A 20,020-nucleotide genomic window follows, 5' to 3' on the forward strand; every position below is an offset into this window, starting at 1 on the left:
CCCATCCTCTTCGTCGTTCGTGTTGTTGACCGGTTTTGTGGAAAGCATGACCAAGGTCAAAATGTTAGTCAACAAACATCAATCACAAAAATCTACTTGACCAACATTGCATCCCGTGTTTTTACTGAGGCAGACCGAGTGCCCACGCACTTGCTTTTCTTCAGGACAACAGACGGACGATTGACTTGCCTATGGACGTGCCAGCAGTAGTACAGGTTTCCCGGGTCTCGAAGCGCTTCCTCTCGCCCGATGGCCAGTGGGTGCATGCCCTCAAGGACATCACCCTGGATATTCCCGCCGGTAAATTCACCACCCTGTTAGGCCCCTCCGGCTGTGGCAAAACCACGCTGCTGCGGCTGATCGGGGGGTTTGAGGAGCCGTCCCTGGGGGGCATCTTCATCGGCGAGGAGCTGATGGAAGGGGTGCCGGCCAACAAGCGGCCCACCAATACCGTATTTCAGCACTATGGCTTGTTTCCCCATATGACGGTGGGGCAGAACGTGGCCTACGGTCTGGAGGTGGCCGGCCTCGACAAAGAGGAGGTGCGCCAGCGGGTGTCCGAGGCCCTGGCCATGGTGCGTCTGCCCGACATGCAGTCACGCAAGATCACCCAGATCTCCGGCGGCCAGCAACAGCGGGTGGCGCTGGCCCGGGCCATCGTCATGCGCCCCAAGGTGCTGCTGCTGGACGAGCCGATGGCCGCCCTGGATCGGCAGCTGCGCAAGGAGATGCAGGTGGAGCTGAAGCGATTGCAGAACGAGCTGGGGATCGCCTTCTTGTGCGTCACCCACGATCAGGAGGAGGCCCTCTCCATGTCGGATCTGGTGGTGGTGATGAACGGCGGCCAGATCGAGCAACAGGCCGCGCCGCGGGAGATCTACGAGCGTCCCCAGACGCGCTTCGTGGCCGGTTTCGTCGGCGAGACCAACCTGTTTGACGGTCAGGTGACGGTGGATGCGGCGGGCCATGCGAGCCTCACCTCCGTCGGGGGGAATCGGCTGGCGTTGGGCACGGCCTGCCCGCCCGGCCCCTTGTGTGTCTCCTTGCGGCCAGAAAAATTGCAGCCGGTGACCGCCGACAGCCAGTTGCCCAGGCTGAGCGGGATCGTCCAGGAGGCGACCTATCTGGGCAACCTGACCCGGGTACGCTTGGCCTTGGCGGGGGAGGAGCGGTTGATCACCACCCTGGCGGGGCAACTGCCGCGCCCTGGGGAGCCCCTCAGCCTGTGCTATGACCCGGCCGACCTCTGTCTGCTTCGGGATTAGGGGGAACACAGATGTCAGAAATCGATCATGCTTCCTCTCCCAAGCCCTGGTGGCGTCCCGGTATGGGCAAGCTGCTGCCCGGTTTTGTGCTGCTCCTGCTGCTGTTCGTGGTGCCGGTGGCCATAGTGGTGGTCTACAGCGTGCTGACCCGGGGCACCTATGGCGGGGTCGAGTGGCAGCTGGATCTGGACTCCTACGCCCGTATCTTCGGCCTGCCCAACGAAGATCTGCTGCGGGATTGGGATTTCGTCTACCTGCGCATCTTCGCCAAGTCGGCGCTGGTGGCGCTCATCACCGCCCTGTTGACCCTGCTGGTGGCATTTCCCGCCGCCTGGTATATCGCCCGGCGGCCGGCCCGCAGCAAGTTCATGCTGCTGACCCTGGTCACCTTGCCCTTCTTTGCCAACGCCCTGATCCGGGTGTACGCCTGGATGCTGATACTGAGGGCGGACGGTGTGGTGAACAACATCCTCCTGGGGCTGGGCTTGATCCATGAGCCACTCCAGCTCATCTACACCCCGGGGGCCGTCATCGTCTCCATGATCTACCAGTACCTGCCCTTCATGGTGCTGCCCTTGTTCGCTTCCATCGAGAAGCTGGACGCCCGCCTGCTGGAGTCCTCCCGGGATCTGGGGGCCAATGGGCTGACGACTTTTCGCCGGGTGATCCTGCCCCTGTGCATGCCCGGGGTGGTCGCCGGCTGCGTGCTGGTGTTCATCCCGGCCTTCGGCAATTTCATCGCACCGACCCTGATCGGCGGGGCCAAGGATCTGCTGGTGGGCCCCCTGCTGGCCCAGGCGTTTCTGTCGGCCCGGGACTGGCCGTTCGGTTCCGCCATCGCCACCGTTCTGAGTGGGGCCGTGTTGCTGTGCCTGTTAGCCATGGCCCGCAGCGAGGCCCGTGACGCGGAGATGCATCATGAAAAATAGAATCGCGGGGCTGCCCGGCCGGCTGCTGAGCCTGCATGTCTGGTTCTTCTTTCTGTTTCTTTACCTGCCCATCGGCGTGCTGGTGGTCTACTCCTTCAACGCCAACGCCATCAGCATGATGACCTGGCAGGGCTTCACCTTCGACTGGTACCTGCGGGTGCTGGCCAACCTGGGGGTGATAGGCCCGGAGCACGGCCTGGCCGGCGAGGGTAACCTGCAGCTCTATTCCGATCCCAACCTGGGGCCGGCGGCCATCAACAGTGTGATCATCGCCTTTTCCGCCGCCGCCCTGGCCACCGTCATCGGTACCCTGACCGCCCTGGGATTGGCTCGCTGCCGCTTCCCCGGCCGGCTGGCCTACAAGACCAGTCTCTACCTGCCCATCGTGATCCCCGACATAGTGCTGGGTATCGCCTTGCTGGTGTTCTTTGCCTCGATCCATTTTCCCCTGGGACGCGGCTCTGTGATCCTGTCCCACACAGTGTTTCTCTCCTCCTATGTCTGTGTGGTGGTGGGGGCGCGACTGGCCGGGATGAATGCGCAGCTGGAGGAGGCGTCGGCGGATCTGGGGGCCTCGCCCTGGACCACCTTCCGCCGGATCACCTTGCCTCAGCTGCTGCCCGGCATCCTGGGGGGCTTCCTGTTGTCGGTGGTGATCTCGTTTGACGATCTGGTCATCGCCTATTTCACCTGCGGCATCGGCTCCACCACGCTGCCGGTTTACCTGTTCGGTGCCATCAAGCGCAATGTGTCGCCGGAGATCAATGCCGTGTCCGTGCTGATGATTCTGCTGTCCATGGTGGTGGTGCTTGCCGCCCTCTGGTTGCGGCGTCCCCCGGCCAGCCACAAGACCCGTCATTAGTCAGTCCATCAACGAAAGGAGTTCGTCCAATGCACATCAACCGATCCGCCTGTGCCGCCCTGTTGGCGGTGGCCTCCCTGGGGGCCCAAGCCGAAGAGCTGCATCTGTATAACTGGACCATCTACATAGATCCTGCGGTGGTGTCGGACTTTGAAAAAGAGACCGGCATCAAGACCACCCTGGACAACTATGGCAACAACGAGGAGATGCTGGCCAAGATCCAGGCCGGCGCCCAGGGTTACGACATAGTGTTTCCCTCCGTCTTCATGCAGGACATCATGACCAAGCTTGGCTTGCTGCAGAGTGCCCAGCTCAAGACGCTGAAGGGCTATGACAATCTGGGTCAGCAGTACTTCCTGGCCAACAGCGATCCGGACCACGAGATCTGCATGCCGTACAACTGGGGGACCACAGGGCTCATCTACAACAAGGCCCTGACCCAGGGCTACGAGGTGAACAGCTGGAAGATCGTCTTCGATCCGCCCAAGGCCCTGTGGGGCAAGATCGCCGTGCTGGACGATGTCCGTGAGACCATAGGTGCCGCCTTGGTGTACAACGGCTTCGACTTCAACTCCACCAACCCCAAGGAACTGGCGACCGCCCGGGATACCATCAAGCGGGCCAAGCCCCACTGGGCCGCCATGCTGACCGATGGGATCGGGGACAAGGTGATCAATGGGGACTTTGCCGTGGCCCAGTGGTGGTCCGGCTCGGCGGCACAAACCGTCGCCTCCAAGCCCGATGCCGTGGGTTATGCCATCCCGAAGGAGGGGGCCAATGGCTTCCAGGAGGACATGTGTCTGCTGGCCAGCTCACAGAATGTGGCCGCGGCGCGCAAGTTCTTCGAGTACATGATGCGCCCGGAGGTGGCGGCCAAGAATGCCAATTGGTTGTTTGGCGGCACCCCCAATACCGCCGCCTTGCCGCAGATAGCGCCGGCCCTGGGTCAGAATCCGGATCTCTATCCGTCGGATGACGTGCGCAAGCGGCTGTTCCTGGTGCGGGATCTGGGGGACAAGATCCGCCTGTATGATGCGGTCTGGACCAGCGTCAAGGCCGATTGATCCACCGTGAGGCGGCCCGTTGGGCCGCCATTGCCTGGGAGTGTTCGCGTATGCGTGTGGCCCTTTATCAGTGTCGGGCCTGGACGGCGGATCTGGACAGTAACCTGGCGCGTCTCGAGCAGATGGCGGCGGCCTGTGCCGGCGCCGGTGCCAACCTGCTGGTGTTGCCTGAGCTCTACCTGACGGGCTATCGGCTGGGGGATCGATTGCCGGCGTTGGCCTTGGCGCCGACGCACCCCGCCCTGGCCAGGGTGGCGGCCATCGCTCGGCAGCAGAAGATCGCCCTGGTGCTGGGTTATCCCGAGCTAGGCCAGGATGGGATCCGCAATGTGGCGGCCCTGTGGGATGAGCAGGGGGAGTGCCGACTGCGGTATGCCAAGATCAACCTGTTTGGTGAGCAGGAGACGGTGGATTTTTTGCCGGGCCAGGAGCTGACCACGGTGGCCTGGCACGGCTACCACCTGGGGCTGCTCATCTGTTACGACGTGGAGTGCCCGGAGACGGTGGCGCGGTTGACGGCCCAGGGGGCCGACCTGATCCTGGCCCCGACCGCCAACATGCAGCCCTATGTGGCGGCGGCACGGCTGGCCGGACCCGCCCGCACGCTGGAACAGTCGGTGTACCTGGTGTATGCCAACTATGCCGGTGAGGAGGCGGATCTTAGCTATACCGGCTTGAGTGGCATCTTCGGTCCCCAGGGCATGGAGCTGGCCCGCGCCGGGGAGACAGAGACGCTGCTGCTGGCCGAGTTGCCGGCACGAGGGGAATAAAAACGGCGGGCCTTGGCCCGCCGTCGTCGATCACAGGGGCGCCTACTCCAGCTGCGGGCCAGCGGCCACCAGCTGTTTACCCTCCTCGGTATCCGTGTACTGGGTAAAGTTCTTGATGAAGCGGCCGGCCAGATCCCGGGCCTTCTCCTCCCACTGCTCGGCGCTGGCATAGGTATCCCGCGGATCCAGTATCTTGGGATCCACGTTGGGCAGATCCGTCGGCATCGCCAGGTTGAAGATGGGCAGCGTCTTGGTCTGTACCCGGTCCATGCTGCCATCCAGGATGGCGTCTATGATGGCGCGGGTGTCCTTGATGGAGATGCGCTTGCCGGTGCCATTCCAGCCGGTGTTCACCAGGTAGGCCTGGGCGCCGGCCGCCTCCATCCGCTTCACCAGGGTTTCCCCGTACTTGGTGGGGTGCAGGGTGAGGAAGGCCTTGCCGAAGCAGGCGGAGAAGGTGGGGGTCGGCTCGGTGACGCCCCGCTCCGTGCCCGCCAGCTTGGCGGTGAAGCCGGACAGGAAGTGGTACTGGGTCTGGGCCGGGGTCAGCTTGCTCACCGGCGGCAGCACGCCGAAGGCATCGGCGGTCAGGAAGATCACCTTGGTGGCATGACCGGCCTTGGACACGGGCTTGACGATGTTGTCGATGTGGTAGATGGGGTAGGAGACCCGGGTGTTTTCGGTGCGGGAGCCGTCGTCGAAGTCGATCTTGCCATCGGCATCGACCGTGACGTTCTCCAGCAGGGCGTCCCGGCGGATGGCGTTGTAGATGTCGGGCTCGGCTTCCTTGCACAGCTTGATGGTCTTGGCGTAGCAGCCGCCCTCGAAGTTGAACACCCCTTCGTCGTCCCAGCCGTGCTCGTCATCGCCGATCAGGGCGCGTTTGGGATCCGTGGAGAGGGTGGTCTTGCCGGTGCCGGACAGGCCGAAGAAGATGGCGGTGTCGCCGTCCTGCCCCACGTTGGCGGAGCAGTGCATGGAGGCCACGCCCTTGAGGGGCAGCAGGTAGTTCATCACCGAGAAGATGCCCTTCTTCATCTCGCCGCCATACCAGGTGCCGCCGATGACCTGCATCTTCTCGGTCAGGTTGAAGGCCACAAAGTTCTCGGAGTTGAGCCCCTGGGACTGCCACTCGGGGTTCACGCACTTGGAACCGTTCAGGGTGACGAAGTCCGGCTCGAAGCTGGCCAGCTCGGCGGCGGAGGGGCGGATAAACATGTTGGTGGCGAAGTGGGCCTGCCAGGCGACCTCTGTGATGATGCGCACCGCCAGCCGGGTGTCCGGATTGGTGCCGCAGTAGCCGTCCACCACGAACAGCCGCTTGCCGGAGAGTTCCGCGGCGACCAACTGCCTGAGGTGTCGCCAGATCTCGGGGCTGATGGGTTTGTTGTCGTTCTTGCCACCCTCGGACCACCAGATGGTGTCGCGGGTGATGTCGTCCATGACGACGTATTTGTCCTTGGGGGAGCGGCCGGTGAACACGCCGGTGTCCACCTTGACGGCGCCCATATCGGTGAGCACACCACGCTCGAAGCCTTGCAGCTTGGGGTTGAGCTCTTCCTGAAAGAGCTGGTCGTAGGAGGGGTTGCGGACTACGTCGGTTACGTCAGTTATGCCATAGCGCTCGAGGCACAAAACATCGGCCAGGTTGGATGGATTCGCCATATTATTCTCCTGGTTTTCAGTAGGGTTTAAGCCTGACTAGCTCCGAGTCTAGCAGTCCACCTGGGCATTAAAGCGACCCTGCTCAAAGATCCAGCAATTCATTTTATGTCGGCCAGATCAAGAAAAAAGGGCAGAAAATTCTGCCCTCATGGTCTACCGCAATGAATTGTTACTGTATCGACGGACTGCTGTGGCCGCCGGCGAATAGGGCCTCCACGTCAATGGCGTCGAAGCGGTAGTGGCTGCCGCAGTAGTCGCAGTGCATGTCGATGCTGCCCTGCTCGGCCAGCAGCTCCCGGGTCTCCTGCTCGCCCAGCTGGCGCAGGGAGTTGGCGCAGCGCTCCCGGGAACAGGTGCAGCGGAAGCTCACCGGCTGGGGTTCGAACAGGCGCACCTCTTCCTGGTGATACAGGCGGTAGAGGATCTCCTCGGCAGGCAGGCTGAACAGCTCCTCGGCCTTGATGGTATCGGTGAGCTGCTGCAGATGGTCGAAGTCCTCGGCATGCTCCTCATGACTGGCCGGCAAGGTCTGCAGCAGCATGCCGGCGGCCTTGGGTTGCCCCAGGTGGTCGCCGGTATGGATCCAGATGCGGGTGGGCAGCTGTTCGGATTGGGCGAAGTAGGCTTCCAGGCTGCTGGCCAGGCTGTCGCCGCTCAGGGCGACTATGCCTTGGTAGCGCTCCCCCTCGTCCGGGGTGATGGTGATGACGATCTGGCCATTCCCCACTAGGTCGCGCAGGCCGCCGTCGGCCGGCAGCTCGCCTTCCCAGCGGGCCACGCCCCGCAGCTGCTGCAGGTGGTCGCCGTTGATCACGGCGAAGCGCACCGGGCCATCGCCCTGCACCTGTATGGTGATGGAGCCTTCAAACTTCAAGGTGGCGGTCAGCAGGCTGCTGGCCACCAGCAGTTCCCCCAGCAGGGTCTGGACCGGCAAGGGATAGTCCTGGGCGGCAATCATCTTGCCGAAGGTGTCGTTGAGCTGTACCAGCTCGCCCCGCACCTGGTGGTGTTCGAACAGGAAGCGGTGCAGTTGATCCTGAGTGTGCATAGTGTCTCTCATCTTGGCGGTTAACCCTGTTTCCAGCGCAGCAGATCCCGCCGCTGCTTCTTGTCGGGTTTGGTATCGGGTTTGGGGGAGTGCAGGCTGCCCAGGCGTCTTGCCTCGGCATTGCGCTCCCGGCGGGCCAGGCTGTCGGCAGTCTCCTGGTAGAGGCGCTGGGCCTCCTCGGCGGACCGCCGCTGGCCGCTGAGCCCGCGGATCTCGACTTCCTTTTCCTCGTCGCCCTGCCACAGTTTGAGGCGGGCGCCCAGCTCCACCTGTTTGCTGGGTTTGGCACGTTGGCCGTTATAGTGCACCTTGCCCCCCTCGATCATGGCCCGGGCCAGGGCGCGGGTCTTATAGAAGCGGGCGGCCCAGAGCCACTTGTCCAGGCGCAGGCCTTGGTCGTCGGTATGTGGGGCTGACATGCTGAAATCTCAAGCTTTAACCAAAATGAACGTCATATTGGCGGATTATAACAGTCCAATGGACGGCCTTGTGTCAGGAATTAGATCCCTGTCCCCCTCCATGGGTTGTCAGCAGCCGGGGGGCGGGTGAGAATAGCCCGCTACGGCCGCGTGACCCGATTGTCTGTGGTGGGTTGAACGATTGATAAGGATGAGGCATGGAGCGGTACAAGAGTCTGTTGGCCATATTCGGACGGGTGTCGATGGCCCGCTGGAGCCAAATAAGCATGTGGCTGCTGATCCTGCTTTGTACCCAGCAACTGGCTCAACTGACCTGGCGTTGGTGGCCCGGGCTGCAAACCGAGGGGGGAGCGGTCCGCTTGGCGCCCGCATCCCTGCAGGGGAATGGGCCGGCCCGCCTGGATCTGGGACCGCTGCAGCGCCTGGCGCTGTTCGGCAAGGCCGATGCGCCGGCCCCCGGTCAGGGACCGGGAGCCGCTGGTGAGCTGTTGCCGCTGGATCAGGTAAGCCTGTCGGCGCCCAAGACCAAGTTGAACATCACCCTGACCGGGCTGCTGGCCAGCACGGATCCCAAGCGCTCCATCGCCATCATAGCCCAGGGCAACACCCAGGCCAGTTATCTCATCGGCGACAAGATTGACGGTACCCCAGCCCGCCTGCGTGCCGTGTTGCCGGATCGGATCATCATCGACAATCAGGGGCGGGATGAAACCCTGATGCTGGACGGAGACGGCCGCACCGGCGCCGAGACGACCCCGAGTCGAGCGGCACCGGCTAGTCCGCCGCCCGGCGACAAGCCGCAGGATGACAACCTGGCCGACTTGCGGGATGACATCAACGAGGATCCGGCCCAACTGCTGGATTACATCACCATCTCCCCGGTGCGGGAGGACAACGTGCTCAAGGGCTATCGGCTGAATCCCGGCAAGAAGCCGGAATTGTTTGGCAATCTGGGCTTGCAGCCCAACGATCTGGCCATCAACATCAACGGCTTCGACCTGCGGGATCCGTCTCAGGCCATGCAGGCCATGCAGCAGATGAAAGAAGTCAGCCAACTGGACATGACGATCGAGCGGGACGGCGAACAGCAGAGTCTGTCGGTGTCGCTGGATCAATAACGATTTGAGGGAGTCGAGCGGTAAATGATGACAAGAGGGAAGGCAAGTTGGCGCGCCTGCCTGCTGGCAGCGGTCTTGATGGCGCCGGGTTTCAGCCCGGCGGCGGAGTTTTCGGCCAGCTTCAAGGGCACCGACATTGAAGAGTTCATCAACACGGTGGGCAAGAACCTGAGCAAGACCATCATTATAGAGCCCTCGGTGCGCGGCAAGATCAACGTCCGCAGCTATGACCTGCTCAACGATGAACAGTACTACCAATTCTTCCTCAGCGTGCTGGATGTCTACGGCTTTGCCGTGGTGCCCATGGACAATGGCGTGCTCAAGGTGGTGCGGGCCAAGGATGCCAAGACCTCGGCCATTCCCGTGGTGGACGATGGCAAGCCGGGGATCGGCGACGAGATGGTGACCCGGGTGGTGCCGGTGCGCAACGTCTCGGTGCGGGAACTGGCGCCCCTGCTGCGACAGCTCAACGACAATGCCGGCGGTGGCAACGTGGTGCACTATGAACCCTCCAACGTCCTGCTGATCACCGGCCGGGCCGCCGTGGTCAACCGCCTGGTGGATATCGTCCGCCGGGTGGACAAGGTGGGCGATCAGGACGTGGACATCGTCAAGCTCAAGTATGCCTCCGCCACCGAGATAGTCCGCCTGGTGACCACCCTCACCAAGGAGGACGGCAAGAACAGCGTCAGCTCGGTGCTGACCCCCAAGGTGGTGGCCGATGAGCGCACCAATTCCGTGGTGGTGAGCGGCGAGCCCAAGTCCCGTCAGCGGGTGCTGCAGCTGGTGCGCCAGCTGGATCGGGATCAGGAAACCCAGGGCAACACCCGGGTCTTCTACCTCAAGTATGCCAAGGCCAAGGATCTGGCCGCCGTGCTGGGCGGCGTGAGCAAGAGCGTCGAGTCCGAGAAGCAGCAGTCTAAGGGCACCACCAGTGCGAAAAGCAACCTGAGCATCGATGCCGACGAGCAGACCAACTCCCTGGTGATCACCGCCGAGCCGGACGTGATGGGTGAGCTGGAGAAGGTCATCGCCAAGCTGGACATCCGCCGTGCCCAGGTGCTGGTGGAGGCCATCATAGTCGAGGTGCAGGATGGCGACGCCCTGAGCCTGGGGGTTCAATGGGTCAACCGTTACGGCGGTGGGGTGCAGTTTACCGACACCGGCCTGCCGGCCAGCTCGGTGGTGCAAGGCGCCCTGGATTACCAGAACGACGGCGAGCTGAGCAGCGACGTGCTCGAAACCCTCTCTTCCTTCAATGGCCTGGCCACCGGCTTCTACTCCGGCAACTGGGGGGCCCTGCTGACCGCCCTGTCCAGCAACACCCAGAGCAACCTGCTGGCCACCCCGAGCATAGTGACCCTGGACAACAAGGAAGCCACCATCAACATAGGTCAGGAAGTGCCTGTGGTGACCGGCTCCCAGTCCTCCTCCACCGGCAGCGTCTACAGCACGGTGGAGCGCAAGACTGTGGGCACCAAGCTCAAGGTGACCCCGCAGATCAACGAAGGGGATTCGGTGCTGCTGGAGATCGAGCAGGAAGTCTCCAGCGTGGCTGACTCAACCAGTACCAGTAGCGACGATCTGGGGTCCACCTTCAACACCCGCACCATCAGCAATGCCGTGCTGGTGAAGAGCGGCCAGACCGTGGTGCTGGGGGGCCTGCTGAGTGACTCCACCACCGAAACCGTCTCCAAGGTGCCCCTGCTGGGGGACATCCCCCTGCTGGGCAACCTGTTCCGCTCCACCAGCAACAGCAAGTCCAAGCAGAACCTGATGGTTTTTATCCGGCCGACCATACTGCGGGATCCGGCCTCCTATGACAGCATCTCCTCCACCAAGTACAACCTGTTCCGGGCCCAGCAGTTGTCCAACAAGGCATCTGAGTCCAGCCTGTTCCCCACCATGGACAAGACCATACTGCCGGAATATGGCGGCGATAACCTGAGCCCTTCGGCCAGTGACGGGAGCCAGCAGTGAGTGATGTCAAGGGAGTCGAGCCGGCCGAGATCTTGAGCGAGGAGGGGCCGCATCGGGATGCGTTCCGGCTGCACTTTGCCTTTGCCCGGGATCAGGGGGTGATACTGCTGGAGCAACCCCAGGGGCGCCTGTTGCTGTGCCGGCACGATGTGCGGCCCGAGGCCATGCTGGAGGTCCGCCGGCTGGCCGGTGGCCCCTTCACCGTGCAGTGGCTCGACGGCGAGGCATTCGACGAGCAGCTCACCGAATGCTATCAGCGGGACTCTTCCGAGGCGCGTCAGCTGATGGAGGATCTGGGCAACGAGATGGACTTCTTTACCCTGGCCGAAGAGATGCCGGAGAACGAAGACCTGCTGGATGCCGACGACGACGCCCCCATCATCCGCCTGATCAACGCCATGCTGAGCGAGGCCATCAAGGAGGAGGCGTCGGACATCCACATCGAGACCTTTGAGCGCCAGCTGGTGATCCGCTTTCGCATCGACGGTGTGCTGCGGGAGATCCTCAAGCCCCAGCGGCGGCTGGCCTCCCTACTGGTGTCGCGGATCAAGGTCATGGCCAAGCTGGACATCGCCGAGAAGCGGGTGCCCCAGGATGGCCGTATCGCCCTGCGCATCGGCGGTCGGGCGGTGGACGTGCGGGTCTCCACCATGCCCTCCAGCCACGGCGAACGGGTGGTGCTGCGTCTGCTGGACAAGAACAGCGTGCGCCTGGAGCTCAAGCAACTGGGCATGACCCTGGCCAACCGTAATCGCATCTCGGATCTTATTCGTAAGCCCCATGGCATCATACTGGTGACCGGGCCCACCGGCTCGGGCAAGTCCACCACCCTGTATGCCGCCCTGTCGGAGATCAACTCCCGGGATCGCAACATCCTCACGGTGGAAGACCCTATCGAATATGACCTGGAAGGCGTCGGCCAGACCCAGGTCAACGGCAAGGTGGACATGACCTTCGCCCGGGGCCTGCGGGCCATACTGCGGCAGGATCCGGACGTGGTGATGGTGGGGGAAATTCGTGACCTGGAGACGGCGCAGATCGCCGTGCAGGCCTCCCTCACCGGCCACCTGGTGATGTCCACCCTGCACACCAACACCGCCATCGGCGCCATCACCCGGCTGCGGGACATGGGGATCGAGCCCTTCCTGCTCTCCACCTCCCTGCTGGGGGTGTTGGCCCAGCGCCTGGTGCGCACCCTCTGTCCCCACTGTAAGGCACCTCATGAGCCCAGTTCCCAGGAGCGGGAGCTGCTGGCCCTCGCCCCCGACAGCCGGCAGATGATCTACCGGCCCAGCGGCTGCGAGGCCTGCAACCAGACCGGCTACCGTGGCCGGACCGGCATCCACGAGCTGCTGGTGGTGGACGAGGCGGTGCGCGAGGCCATCCACGCCGGGGAGGGGGAGATGCAGGTGGAGCGCCTCATCCGCGACCATACTCCCAGCATCCGCCACGACGGCCTGGAGAAGGTGCTGGCCGGCATCACCAGCCTCGAAGAGGTGCTGCGCGTGACCCGGGAGGACTGATATGGCCGCCTACGCCTATCAGGCCCTGGACGCCAAGGGCCGCAAGAAGCACGGGGTGCTGGAAGCCGACTCCGCCCGTCAGGTGCGCCAGCAGCTGCGGGAGATGGGGCTGACCCCCATAGAGGTCAACGAGGCCAGCGAGCTGGCCCGCCAGGAGGGGCGCAGCTTCAGCCTGTTCCGCCCCCGCCTCGGCACCAAGGATCTGGCCCTGATCACCCGTCAGCTGGCCACCCTGGTGGCGGCGGCCCTGCCCATCGAGGAAGCCCTGAAGGCGGTGGCTCAGCAGTGCGAGAAGCCGCGGTTGCGCACCCTGATCGCCGCAGTGCGCAGCAAGGTGGTGGAGGGTCACTCCCTGGCCGATGCCATGGCGGGCTTCCCCGGCGCCTTCGATCAGCTCTACCGCGCCATGGTGGCCGCCGGCGAGAAGTCCGGCCACCTGGATACTGTGCTCAACCGGCTGGCGGACTACACGGAGCAGCGGCAGCAGCTGCAGGGCAAGCTGATGCAGGCCATGATCTACCCGACCGTGCTGACCCTGGTGGCCATCGGGGTCATCAGCGTGCTGCTCACCTCCGTGGTACCCAAGGTGGTGGAGCAGTTCATCCACATGAAACAGCAACTGCCCGGCACCACCTTGTTTCTCATCGGCGCCAGCGACTTCCTGCGGGATTACGGCCTGGTGCTCTTGATGCTGCTGGCGGGCCTCGGCCTGCTGTTCGCCTGGTGGAACAAGGCGCCGGAGCGGCGCATTCACTATCATGCCCTGCTGCTGCGTCTGCCGGTGATCGGCCGGGTCAGCCGCGGGCTCAACACGGCCCGTTTCGCCCGTACCTTGAGCATCTTGAACTCCAGTGCCGTGCCCCTGCTCGAAGGCATGAAGATCAGCGGCCAGGTGCTGGCCAACGACTTCGCCCGGGCCAAGCTGGCGGAAGCCGCCGAGCGGGTGCGGGAGGGGACCAGCCTGCGGGTGGCCCTGGACAACACCAAGCTGTTCCCCCCCATGATGCTGCACATGATCGCCTCCGGCGAGCGCAGCGGCGAGCTGGATAACATGCTGGCCCGGGCGGCGGACAACCAGGATCGGGAGTTCGAGGGGCAGGTCAACATGGCTCTGGGGGTCTTCGAACCCATGCTGGTGGTGGGCATGGCCGGCGTGGTGCTCTTTATCGTCATGTCCATACTGCAGCCCATACTGCAGCTCAACAACATGGTTAGTCAGTAATTCATCTTATCGGGAGACCCTTATGCAAACTCGTCGTCAGCGCGGCTTTACCCTGCTTGAAATCATGGTCGTCATCGTCATCCTCGGCATCCTGGCCAGTCTGGTGGTACCCAATCTGATGGGTAACAAGGAGAAGGCGGATCGCCAGAAGGCGGTCAGCGACATAGTGGCGCTGGAAAACGCCCTGGACATGTACAAGCTGGACAACAGCCGCTACCCCACCACGGAGCAGGGCCTGGATGCCCTGGTGACCAAGCCGGACTCCGATCCCGCCCCGCGCAACTATCGCGAGGATGGCTACATCAAGCGCCTGCCCATGGATCCCTGGGGCAACGCCTACCAGATGCTGAGCCCGGGTGAACACGGCAAGATCGACGTCTTCTCCATGGGGCTGGATGGTGAGTCCGGCTCCGAGGACGACATCGGCAACTGGAACCTGGACGGCAGCAAGGCGGATAACTGATCCATGGGGCGTCGCCAAGGGGGCTTTACCCTGATTGAGATCATGCTGGTGGTGGTGATCATCGGCTGTGGTGTGGGCATCGCCATACTGTCGCTGCCCGGTGTGGGCTCCCAGGGCAAGGTTCAGGATCTGCGCAGCGAGAGCGAGCGGTTGCTGGCCACCCTGCAGCTGGCGTCCGAGCAGTCGATACTGGAGGGGCGCACCCTGGGGCTGCGGGTGGATGAGCACGGCTACCAGTTCCTGATCCGCCGCACCAAGACCAGCGCCGATGCCGAGACCAGCAGCACTGCCGCGCCCCTGGATCAGGGGCTGGACTGGGATAACCTGGAGTGGGTGCCCTATGCCCAGAACAAGTTCCCGGCCAAGCGGGACTACGGCGATACCCTGAGCCTGAGCCTGACGGTGGGGGGGCTGCAGCTGGAAACCGAGGAGAGCCGACTGGTCTCCTCGGATCGCGACTGGGGCGTGTTGCCCGAGGGCCAGCAGGCGGATCCCCAGATCCTGTTCTTGCCCGGGGGCGAGGTCACCCCCTTCGCCCTGACCCTGGCCAGCAGCGAGGCGGAGGCCGATCAGACTCGGCAGATCCGGGCCGACGAGCTGGGCCAGTTCACCCTGCTGCAGGGTGACGAGATCGAGGCGGCAGATAAATGAGGGCCGCCGGCATGACGCTCCTGGAGGTGATGGTGGCCCTGGCGGTGTTCGCCGTGGCCGGCCTGGCCCTGGTGAAGAGTGCCGGCGACCAGGTCAGCGGCCTGGGTCATCTGGAGAATCGCACCTTTGCCAACTGGGTGGCGGACAACGAGATGGCCGAGCTGCGCCTGGAGGGCAAGTGGCCTGGCATGAGCTGGATCACCGGCAAGGAGGAGATGGCCGGCCACACCTGGTACTGGCGCTGGCAGGGGGTGCAGACCGCCGACGACAGCTTCCGCGCCCTGGATGTGGAGGTGCGGGCCGAGGAGAAGGACGAGTCACCCCTGGTGACCCTGCGCAGCTATGTCAATAAGTAACCGCCGGCCCGCCACGGGCTTTACCCTGCTGGAGGTGCTGCTGGCCATCGCCATCTTCGCCGCCATGAGCCTGGCCGCCTATGAGGTGCTGCAGGGGGTGTTGCGCAACGACGAGGTGACCCGCGCCCAGGTCAGTCGGCTGGGGGAGGTGCAGCGGGCCTTCTCTGTGCTGGCGCGGGACTTCCAGCAGGCGGTGCCCCGTCCGGTGCGGGTGCAGGGCGAGAGCAGTGACGATGTTCTCCGGGTCAATGCCGCCGAGCTGCAGAGCGAGGACGATGGGATCTCCTTCGTGCACACCGGCTGGCTCAACCCGGGGGCCCAGTTGGGCCGTTCTAACCTGCAGTGGGTGGGCTATCGGCTCAAGGAGGGCAAGCTGCAGCGGCTGAGTTACCTGTTCCCGGATCCCGTGATCGGCACCGAGCCTCAGGAGGCCACCCTGCTGACTCGGGTCACCGGCTTCAAGATCCGTTACTGGAAGAACCGCTGGCTGGGGAGTTGGAGCGATACCAGCACCCTGCCCACCGGCATCGAGGTGACGGTGGAGCTGGAGGATTACGGCAGCATACGCCGGGTGTTCACCCTGGTGGAGAGCGACTCATGAGGCGGCAGTCCGGGGTCGCCCTGCTGGTGGTACTGCTGATCCTGGCCCTGATGATGCTGGTGGCCGGCAACATGAGCAGCCGTTTCTTCCTGGCCATGCAGCGCAGCGCCGCCCAGCAGGTGAGCCTGGAAGGTTACTGGTTCGTGCGCAGCGGCGAGGCCCTGGTGGCCAAGACCCTGCTGCAGGACATCAAGGATCAGCCCAACAAGACGGACTTGTCCCAGTACTGGGCCACCGACGGCCAGGTGTTTCCGCTTGAGAACGGCGATCAGCTGGCCGGCCTGGTACGGGATGGCCAGGCCTGTTACAACCTGAACGCCATCAACGCCGGTACCACAGGGGTGGATGACAACGACGATGGCGAGGGCAACCTGCCCTATGAGGCCCAGGTGTTCCGCCATCTGCTGATGGAACTGGACGTGGAGTCCTTCACCGCCACCCAGATCACCGAGGCGCTGCGGGACTGGATCGACAGCGACAGCGATCTGGTCTCCAGCAACGGCGCCGAGGACAGCTATTACGAGGGGCTGTCGGTGCCCTATCTGCCCGGCAACACCCTGATGCAGGACGTGTCCGAGCTGCGGGCGGTGCGCGGGGTGAGCGCCGAGCTGTATCGGCGGCTGGAGCCTTACATTTGCGCCCTGCCCACCACCACATTGGCGGTGAACGTCAACACCCTGCGGCCGTTCCAGGCACCCTTGCTGTCGGCCCTGTTTCTCGGCCGGCTGGATGAGGAGGATGCCCGCAAGCTCATCGAGGAACGGGCGTCCGACGGCTGGGATACCACCAGCCTGTTTTTATCCGAGGGGGCCATCACAGGCCTCAGCGGGTTGGGGGATAAACCCAGCAATGTCATCGCGATCGTGAGCTACTACTTTGATGCCCTGATCGAATATCGGACCGACGGGCGGCGCCTGCTGATGCGCAGCCTGTTCATGCGGACCGATGCCAACAAATTGAAAGTGATCCGCCGGCAATACGGAGGAGTGGAGTGAGCGAAATAGTCGTTATACGGTTGGGCAGCCAGGTCAGGGATCCCATTCCCTGGCTGGTGTGGGATCCGGCGGGGGATGAGGTCATCGCCAGCGGTGTGCTGCCCGGCGCCGCGCACCTGAACCAGCTGCACCAGCGGGCCGGTGGCCGGCCGCTGCACGTGCTGGTGAGCGCCGCCGACCTGGCGTTCCGCCAGGTGACGGTGCCGGGACGGCTGACGCGCCAGTCTCTCAAGGCCCTGCCTTACCTGCTGGAAGAGGAGCTGGGCTCCGACGTGGAGTCCCTGCACCTGGTGCTGCTGGGGCAGCAGGGCCAGCAGGTGGACTTGGTGGCGGTGGAGCAGGGGCGGATGGCCATGTGGCTGGACTGGCTGGAAGAGGCCGGCCTGCAGCCCCGCAGCCTGCTGCCGGACGTACTCTGCCTGCCCTGGCAGGCGGAGCGCTGGAGCGCCCTGCCCTTGGCGGGACAGTGGCTGTTCCGCAACGGCCCCTGCACCGGCATGGTGGTGGAGCCCGCTTGGCTGGATCCCCTGCTGGTGCGCATCGAGCCGGCCCCCACGATCGCCTGCTATGGCCCTGTGCCAGAAGGCGCCCCGGGTGAGTGGCAGGCGGAGCCGCCGGTGCTGGCCATGCAGCTGCTGGCCGCCGGCGTGCTGGGCAACAGCGCCAACCTGTTGACCGGCACCCATAGGCGGCAGCCGGAGTGGACCCGATTGTGGCAGCCCTGGCGCAAGGTGGCCATCGCCGCCGGCGTCTGTCTGTTGGCGGTACTGGCCAACCTGGGCAGCGAACGCTGGCAGCTGGCCCAGCAGGAACAGGCCCTCAAGGCCCAGATCGACGGCGTCTACCGCCAGCTGTTCCCCGAGGACAAGCGCCTCATCAACCCCCGCAGCCAGCTCAAGCAGCACCTGGCGGTGCTGGAGGGGGTAGCCGGTCAGCAGGGTCTGCTGCAGATGCTGCAGCAACTGCACCCCGTGCTGGCCAAGCTGCCGGATCTGCGGCCCCAGACCCTGCGTTACGACGGCAAGCAGCAGGAGCTGCGCATGCAGATGTCCGCCGCCGGCTATGACAGCTTCGATCGCTTCCGCAGCCTAGTGGCCGACAACTTCGATGTGAAGCCGAGCGAGATGCGCAGCGAAGGCAATCGGGTCACCGGCACCCTGATCCTGAGGAACAAGTCATGATGCAGACACTGATGCAGCGTTGGCAGACCCTGAGCGTGCGGGAGCGTCGTCTTCTGCTGCTGGGCGGGGGCGCCCTGCTGCTGGCCTTTCTCTACTGGGGCCTGTGGCAGCCCTTCCAGCAAGGACTGGCGGATAGCCGGGAGCGGGTGGCCAGCCAACAGGCCACCCTGGCCTGGATGCAGGAGCAGGGGGGCCGGGTGCTCAGCCTGCAACGCCAGGGCGGCGCCAAGGTGGATCTGTCCGGCTCGCTGGAGTCGGTGGTGAATCAGAGCGCCAGCCGGGCCAAGATCACCCTGACTCGCATGCAGTCCATGAAGGATCAGGTGCAGGTGGAGATAGAGCGGCTGCCCTTTGAGCGCTGGCTGGACTGGGTCCGACAGTTGGAGGAGCAGTACGGCGTCACTGTGGCGTCCCTGGAGCTGTCGGCCCTGCCGGAGATCAAGGGCGAGGTGAGAATTAGACGTTTGGTTCTGGAGCGCCGTTCATGAAGTCGTGGTGGTTGGGAGGCTTGTTGAGCCTCTTGTGTTATCTCGGATTTTTGCTGGCCCAGCTGCCGGCCCAGGCGGTGCTGAACGCCCTGCCGCTGCCGGCTCCCCTACGGCTCGACGGGGTGCAGGGCACCCTGTGGCGCGGGGAGGTGGATCGCCTCGCCTGGGGGCCTGAGCAAGTGGAACGGCTGCATTGGCGCCTGCCGGTCACCAGCCTGCTGTGGCTGTCTCCCAGCCTGGAGCTGGAGTTCGGCCGCCGTCAGGGTCTGCGCGGTCAGGGGGAGGCCAGCGTCGGCCTGGGCGGCCAGCTCAGCCTGGCAGACTGGCAGCTGAACCTGGATGCCGAAGACCTGGTGCCGCGCCTACCGCTGCCCCTCCCGCTGCAGGGCAGTGGCCAGCTGCAGCTGAGTCTGCCTGAGGCCAGCCTGACGGCCAAGGGCTGTGAGGCGGTAAAGGGAACCCTGCGCTGGCGTGGCGCCAGCCTGCTGACCCCGGCAGGGGAGCTGGCTCTGGGCGAGCCCGTGCTGACCCTAAGCTGCCGTGGCGGCAAGCTGGTCGGCAAACTGCAACAGAGCAGCGATAGCCTGAGTCTCAGCGGCGAAGGGGAGTGGGGCTGGGATGGCCGCTACCAGTTCAAGGGCAAGCTGACTCCGGGGCCGGCCATGCCGGCGGACATGCGCAGTGCCCTGGCCATGCTGGGGCGCCCCGACAACCGCGGCGTCATCACCCTCAACTACCAGGGTCGGTTCTGACCGGATTGGCCAGCAGCGCGGGGATCAGGCTGCCGTAATCGCAGATCCCCGGCACCCCGGCCATCACCTGGCGCGGGCGCTGGCTGTCGGGATTGAGGATCCCCAGCCGGTGACCTATGCCGAACTCCCCCGCCGCCGCCAGGATGCGGGGCGAGTCATCCACAAACAGGGTGCGGGCCGGGTCGAAGGCCAGCGTCTGCCGCAGCGCCTGCCAACACGCCTGATCTTCCTTGCTGACACCAAAGCCATGGGTGGAGTAGAGTCCGTCCAGATAGCGATCCAGCCCGGTACACTGGAGTTTCAAGGCCAGGCTGTCGGGGTGGGCATTGGTGAACAGGTAGCAGCGGCGACCGCTCAGGCGCAGGGCCTCCAGAAAGGGGCGGGCGTCGGGGCGCCAGCGGATCTTCGCCAACAGCTCCCGCTTGAGGCCGAGGATGTCCAGGCCGAGTGTGTCGCGCCAGTAGTCCAGACAATACCAGTTGAGGGTGCCGGCCACGGCGGCAAACACGGGATCCAGGGCGGCCTGGGCCTGGGCCAGATCCAGACCGCGACTGGCCCCCCAGCGGGCCGGGACCAGTTGCTGCCAGAAGTGGTTGTCGAAGTGCAGATCGATCAGGGTGCCGTCCATGTCCAACAGGACGGTATCTATCTGACGCCAGGCTAACATG

The 20,020-nt window shown here is 64.4% G+C and carries 21 protein-coding genes; 17 read left to right on the plus strand and 4 right to left on the minus strand.

What is annotated here, in order from left to right; all coding sequences use genetic code 11:
* The first annotated feature begins 191 nt into the window (after window positions 1–191).
* From ABHF91_RS01590 to ABHF91_RS01610, 5 genes are read left to right on the plus strand one after another with little or no spacing between them, the layout of a single operon-like run.
* Window positions 192–1,265, plus strand: a complete 1,074-nt coding sequence (locus ABHF91_RS01590; protein ID WP_409421756.1) for an ABC transporter ATP-binding protein — start codon at window positions 192–194, stop codon at window positions 1,263–1,265.
* Window positions 1,266–1,276: 11 nt separating this feature from the next.
* Window positions 1,277–2,194, plus strand: a complete 918-nt coding sequence (locus ABHF91_RS01595) for an ABC transporter permease (RefSeq protein ID WP_409421757.1) — start codon at window positions 1,277–1,279, stop codon at window positions 2,192–2,194.
* Window positions 2,184–3,056: an ABC transporter permease gene (locus ABHF91_RS01600; protein ID WP_409421758.1), complete on the plus strand. Its 873-nt coding sequence runs from the start codon at window positions 2,184–2,186 to the stop codon at window positions 3,054–3,056. The genes ABHF91_RS01595 and ABHF91_RS01600 overlap by 11 nt, the downstream gene beginning before the upstream one ends.
* Before the next feature lie 29 nt (window positions 3,057–3,085).
* Entirely contained in the window at window positions 3,086–4,120 is a 1,035-nt protein-coding gene (locus ABHF91_RS01605) for a PotD/PotF family extracellular solute-binding protein (protein ID WP_409421759.1), read from the plus strand.
* 50 nt (window positions 4,121–4,170) lie between these two features.
* The gene (locus ABHF91_RS01610) at window positions 4,171–4,890 is read left to right on the plus strand and encodes a nitrilase-related carbon-nitrogen hydrolase (protein ID WP_409421760.1); all 720 of its coding nucleotides are present in this window, start codon (window positions 4,171–4,173) and stop codon (window positions 4,888–4,890) included.
* 42 nt (window positions 4,891–4,932) lie between these two features.
* On the opposite strand, the gene pckA is transcribed toward ABHF91_RS01610, so the two are convergent.
* The 3 genes from pckA to hslR form a co-directional block, all read right to left on the minus strand.
* Window positions 4,933–6,555 carry a phosphoenolpyruvate carboxykinase (ATP) gene (gene pckA, locus ABHF91_RS01615; RefSeq protein ID WP_409421761.1) on the minus strand — a complete coding sequence of 541 codons (1,623 nt, stop codon included), beginning with the start codon at window positions 6,553–6,555 and terminating at the stop codon, window positions 4,933–4,935.
* Between the two features lie 169 nt (window positions 6,556–6,724).
* A complete protein-coding gene (gene hslO / locus ABHF91_RS01620; protein WP_409421762.1) occupies window positions 6,725–7,603 on the minus strand; it encodes an Hsp33 family molecular chaperone HslO in 879 nt (292 codons plus the stop codon).
* Window positions 7,604–7,623: 20 nt separating this feature from the next.
* Window positions 7,624–8,022, minus strand: coding sequence for a ribosome-associated heat shock protein Hsp15 (gene hslR / locus ABHF91_RS01625; RefSeq protein ID WP_409421763.1), 399 nt, complete (start codon window positions 8,020–8,022; stop codon window positions 7,624–7,626).
* Window positions 8,023–8,288: 266 nt separating this feature from the next.
* On the opposite strand from hslR, the gene gspC reads away from it, so the two are divergent.
* The 12 genes from gspC to ABHF91_RS01685 are packed head-to-tail and all read left to right on the plus strand — an operon-like array spanning window position 8,289 to window position 19,352.
* Complete coding sequence (gene gspC, locus ABHF91_RS01630) at window positions 8,289–9,140, plus strand: type II secretion system protein GspC (protein WP_409421764.1); 852 nt, start codon at window positions 8,289–8,291, stop codon at window positions 9,138–9,140.
* Between the two features lie 24 nt (window positions 9,141–9,164).
* Entirely contained in the window at window positions 9,165–11,120 is a 1,956-nt protein-coding gene (gene gspD, locus ABHF91_RS01635; RefSeq protein WP_409421765.1) for a type II secretion system secretin GspD, read from the plus strand.
* 29 nt (window positions 11,121–11,149) lie between these two features.
* The gene (gspE, locus tag ABHF91_RS01640) at window positions 11,150–12,643 is read left to right on the plus strand and encodes a type II secretion system ATPase GspE (RefSeq protein ID WP_409423071.1); all 1,494 of its coding nucleotides are present in this window, start codon (window positions 11,150–11,152) and stop codon (window positions 12,641–12,643) included.
* A 1-nt stretch (window position 12,644) separates the two neighbouring features.
* On the plus strand, window positions 12,645–13,865 hold the full coding sequence (gene gspF, locus ABHF91_RS01645) for a type II secretion system inner membrane protein GspF (RefSeq protein ID WP_409421766.1): 1,221 nt from the start codon (window positions 12,645–12,647) through the stop codon (window positions 13,863–13,865).
* Between the two features lie 22 nt (window positions 13,866–13,887).
* Entirely contained in the window at window positions 13,888–14,328 is a 441-nt protein-coding gene (gene gspG, locus ABHF91_RS01650) for a type II secretion system major pseudopilin GspG (protein ID WP_409421767.1), read from the plus strand.
* Between the two features lie 3 nt (window positions 14,329–14,331).
* The gene (gspH, locus tag ABHF91_RS01655) at window positions 14,332–14,979 is read left to right on the plus strand and encodes a type II secretion system minor pseudopilin GspH (RefSeq protein WP_409421768.1); all 648 of its coding nucleotides are present in this window, start codon (window positions 14,332–14,334) and stop codon (window positions 14,977–14,979) included.
* The gene (gspI, locus tag ABHF91_RS01660) at window positions 14,976–15,335 is read left to right on the plus strand and encodes a type II secretion system minor pseudopilin GspI (protein WP_409421769.1); all 360 of its coding nucleotides are present in this window, start codon (window positions 14,976–14,978) and stop codon (window positions 15,333–15,335) included. Before gspH ends, gspI begins: the two co-directional genes overlap by 4 nt.
* The gene (gene gspJ, locus ABHF91_RS01665) at window positions 15,322–15,936 is read left to right on the plus strand and encodes a type II secretion system minor pseudopilin GspJ (protein WP_409421770.1); all 615 of its coding nucleotides are present in this window, start codon (window positions 15,322–15,324) and stop codon (window positions 15,934–15,936) included. Before gspI ends, gspJ begins: the two co-directional genes overlap by 14 nt.
* Complete coding sequence (gene gspK / locus ABHF91_RS01670; RefSeq protein ID WP_409421771.1) at window positions 15,933–16,931, plus strand: type II secretion system minor pseudopilin GspK; 999 nt, start codon at window positions 15,933–15,935, stop codon at window positions 16,929–16,931. The genes gspJ and gspK overlap by 4 nt, the downstream gene beginning before the upstream one ends.
* Window positions 16,928–18,112, plus strand: a complete 1,185-nt coding sequence (gene gspL / locus ABHF91_RS01675) for a type II secretion system protein GspL (protein WP_409421772.1) — start codon at window positions 16,928–16,930, stop codon at window positions 18,110–18,112. The genes gspK and gspL overlap by 4 nt, the downstream gene beginning before the upstream one ends.
* The gene (gene gspM, locus ABHF91_RS01680) at window positions 18,109–18,600 is read left to right on the plus strand and encodes a type II secretion system protein GspM (protein WP_409421773.1); all 492 of its coding nucleotides are present in this window, start codon (window positions 18,109–18,111) and stop codon (window positions 18,598–18,600) included. The genes gspL and gspM overlap by 4 nt, the downstream gene beginning before the upstream one ends.
* Window positions 18,597–19,352, plus strand: coding sequence for a type II secretion system protein N (locus ABHF91_RS01685; protein WP_409421774.1), 756 nt, complete (start codon window positions 18,597–18,599; stop codon window positions 19,350–19,352). The genes gspM and ABHF91_RS01685 overlap by 4 nt, the downstream gene beginning before the upstream one ends.
* Here ABHF91_RS01685 and yrfG read toward each other — a convergent pair.
* Window positions 19,330–20,019, minus strand: coding sequence for a GMP/IMP nucleotidase (gene yrfG, locus ABHF91_RS01690; protein ID WP_409421775.1), 690 nt, complete (start codon window positions 20,017–20,019; stop codon window positions 19,330–19,332). The genes ABHF91_RS01685 and yrfG overlap by 23 nt on opposite strands.
* Window position 20,020 lies beyond the last annotated feature (1 nt).

This window comes from Pseudaeromonas aegiceratis (genome assembly GCF_046254905.1).
GTDB classification, from domain to species: domain Bacteria; phylum Pseudomonadota; class Gammaproteobacteria; order Enterobacterales; family Aeromonadaceae; genus Pseudaeromonas; species Pseudaeromonas aegiceratis.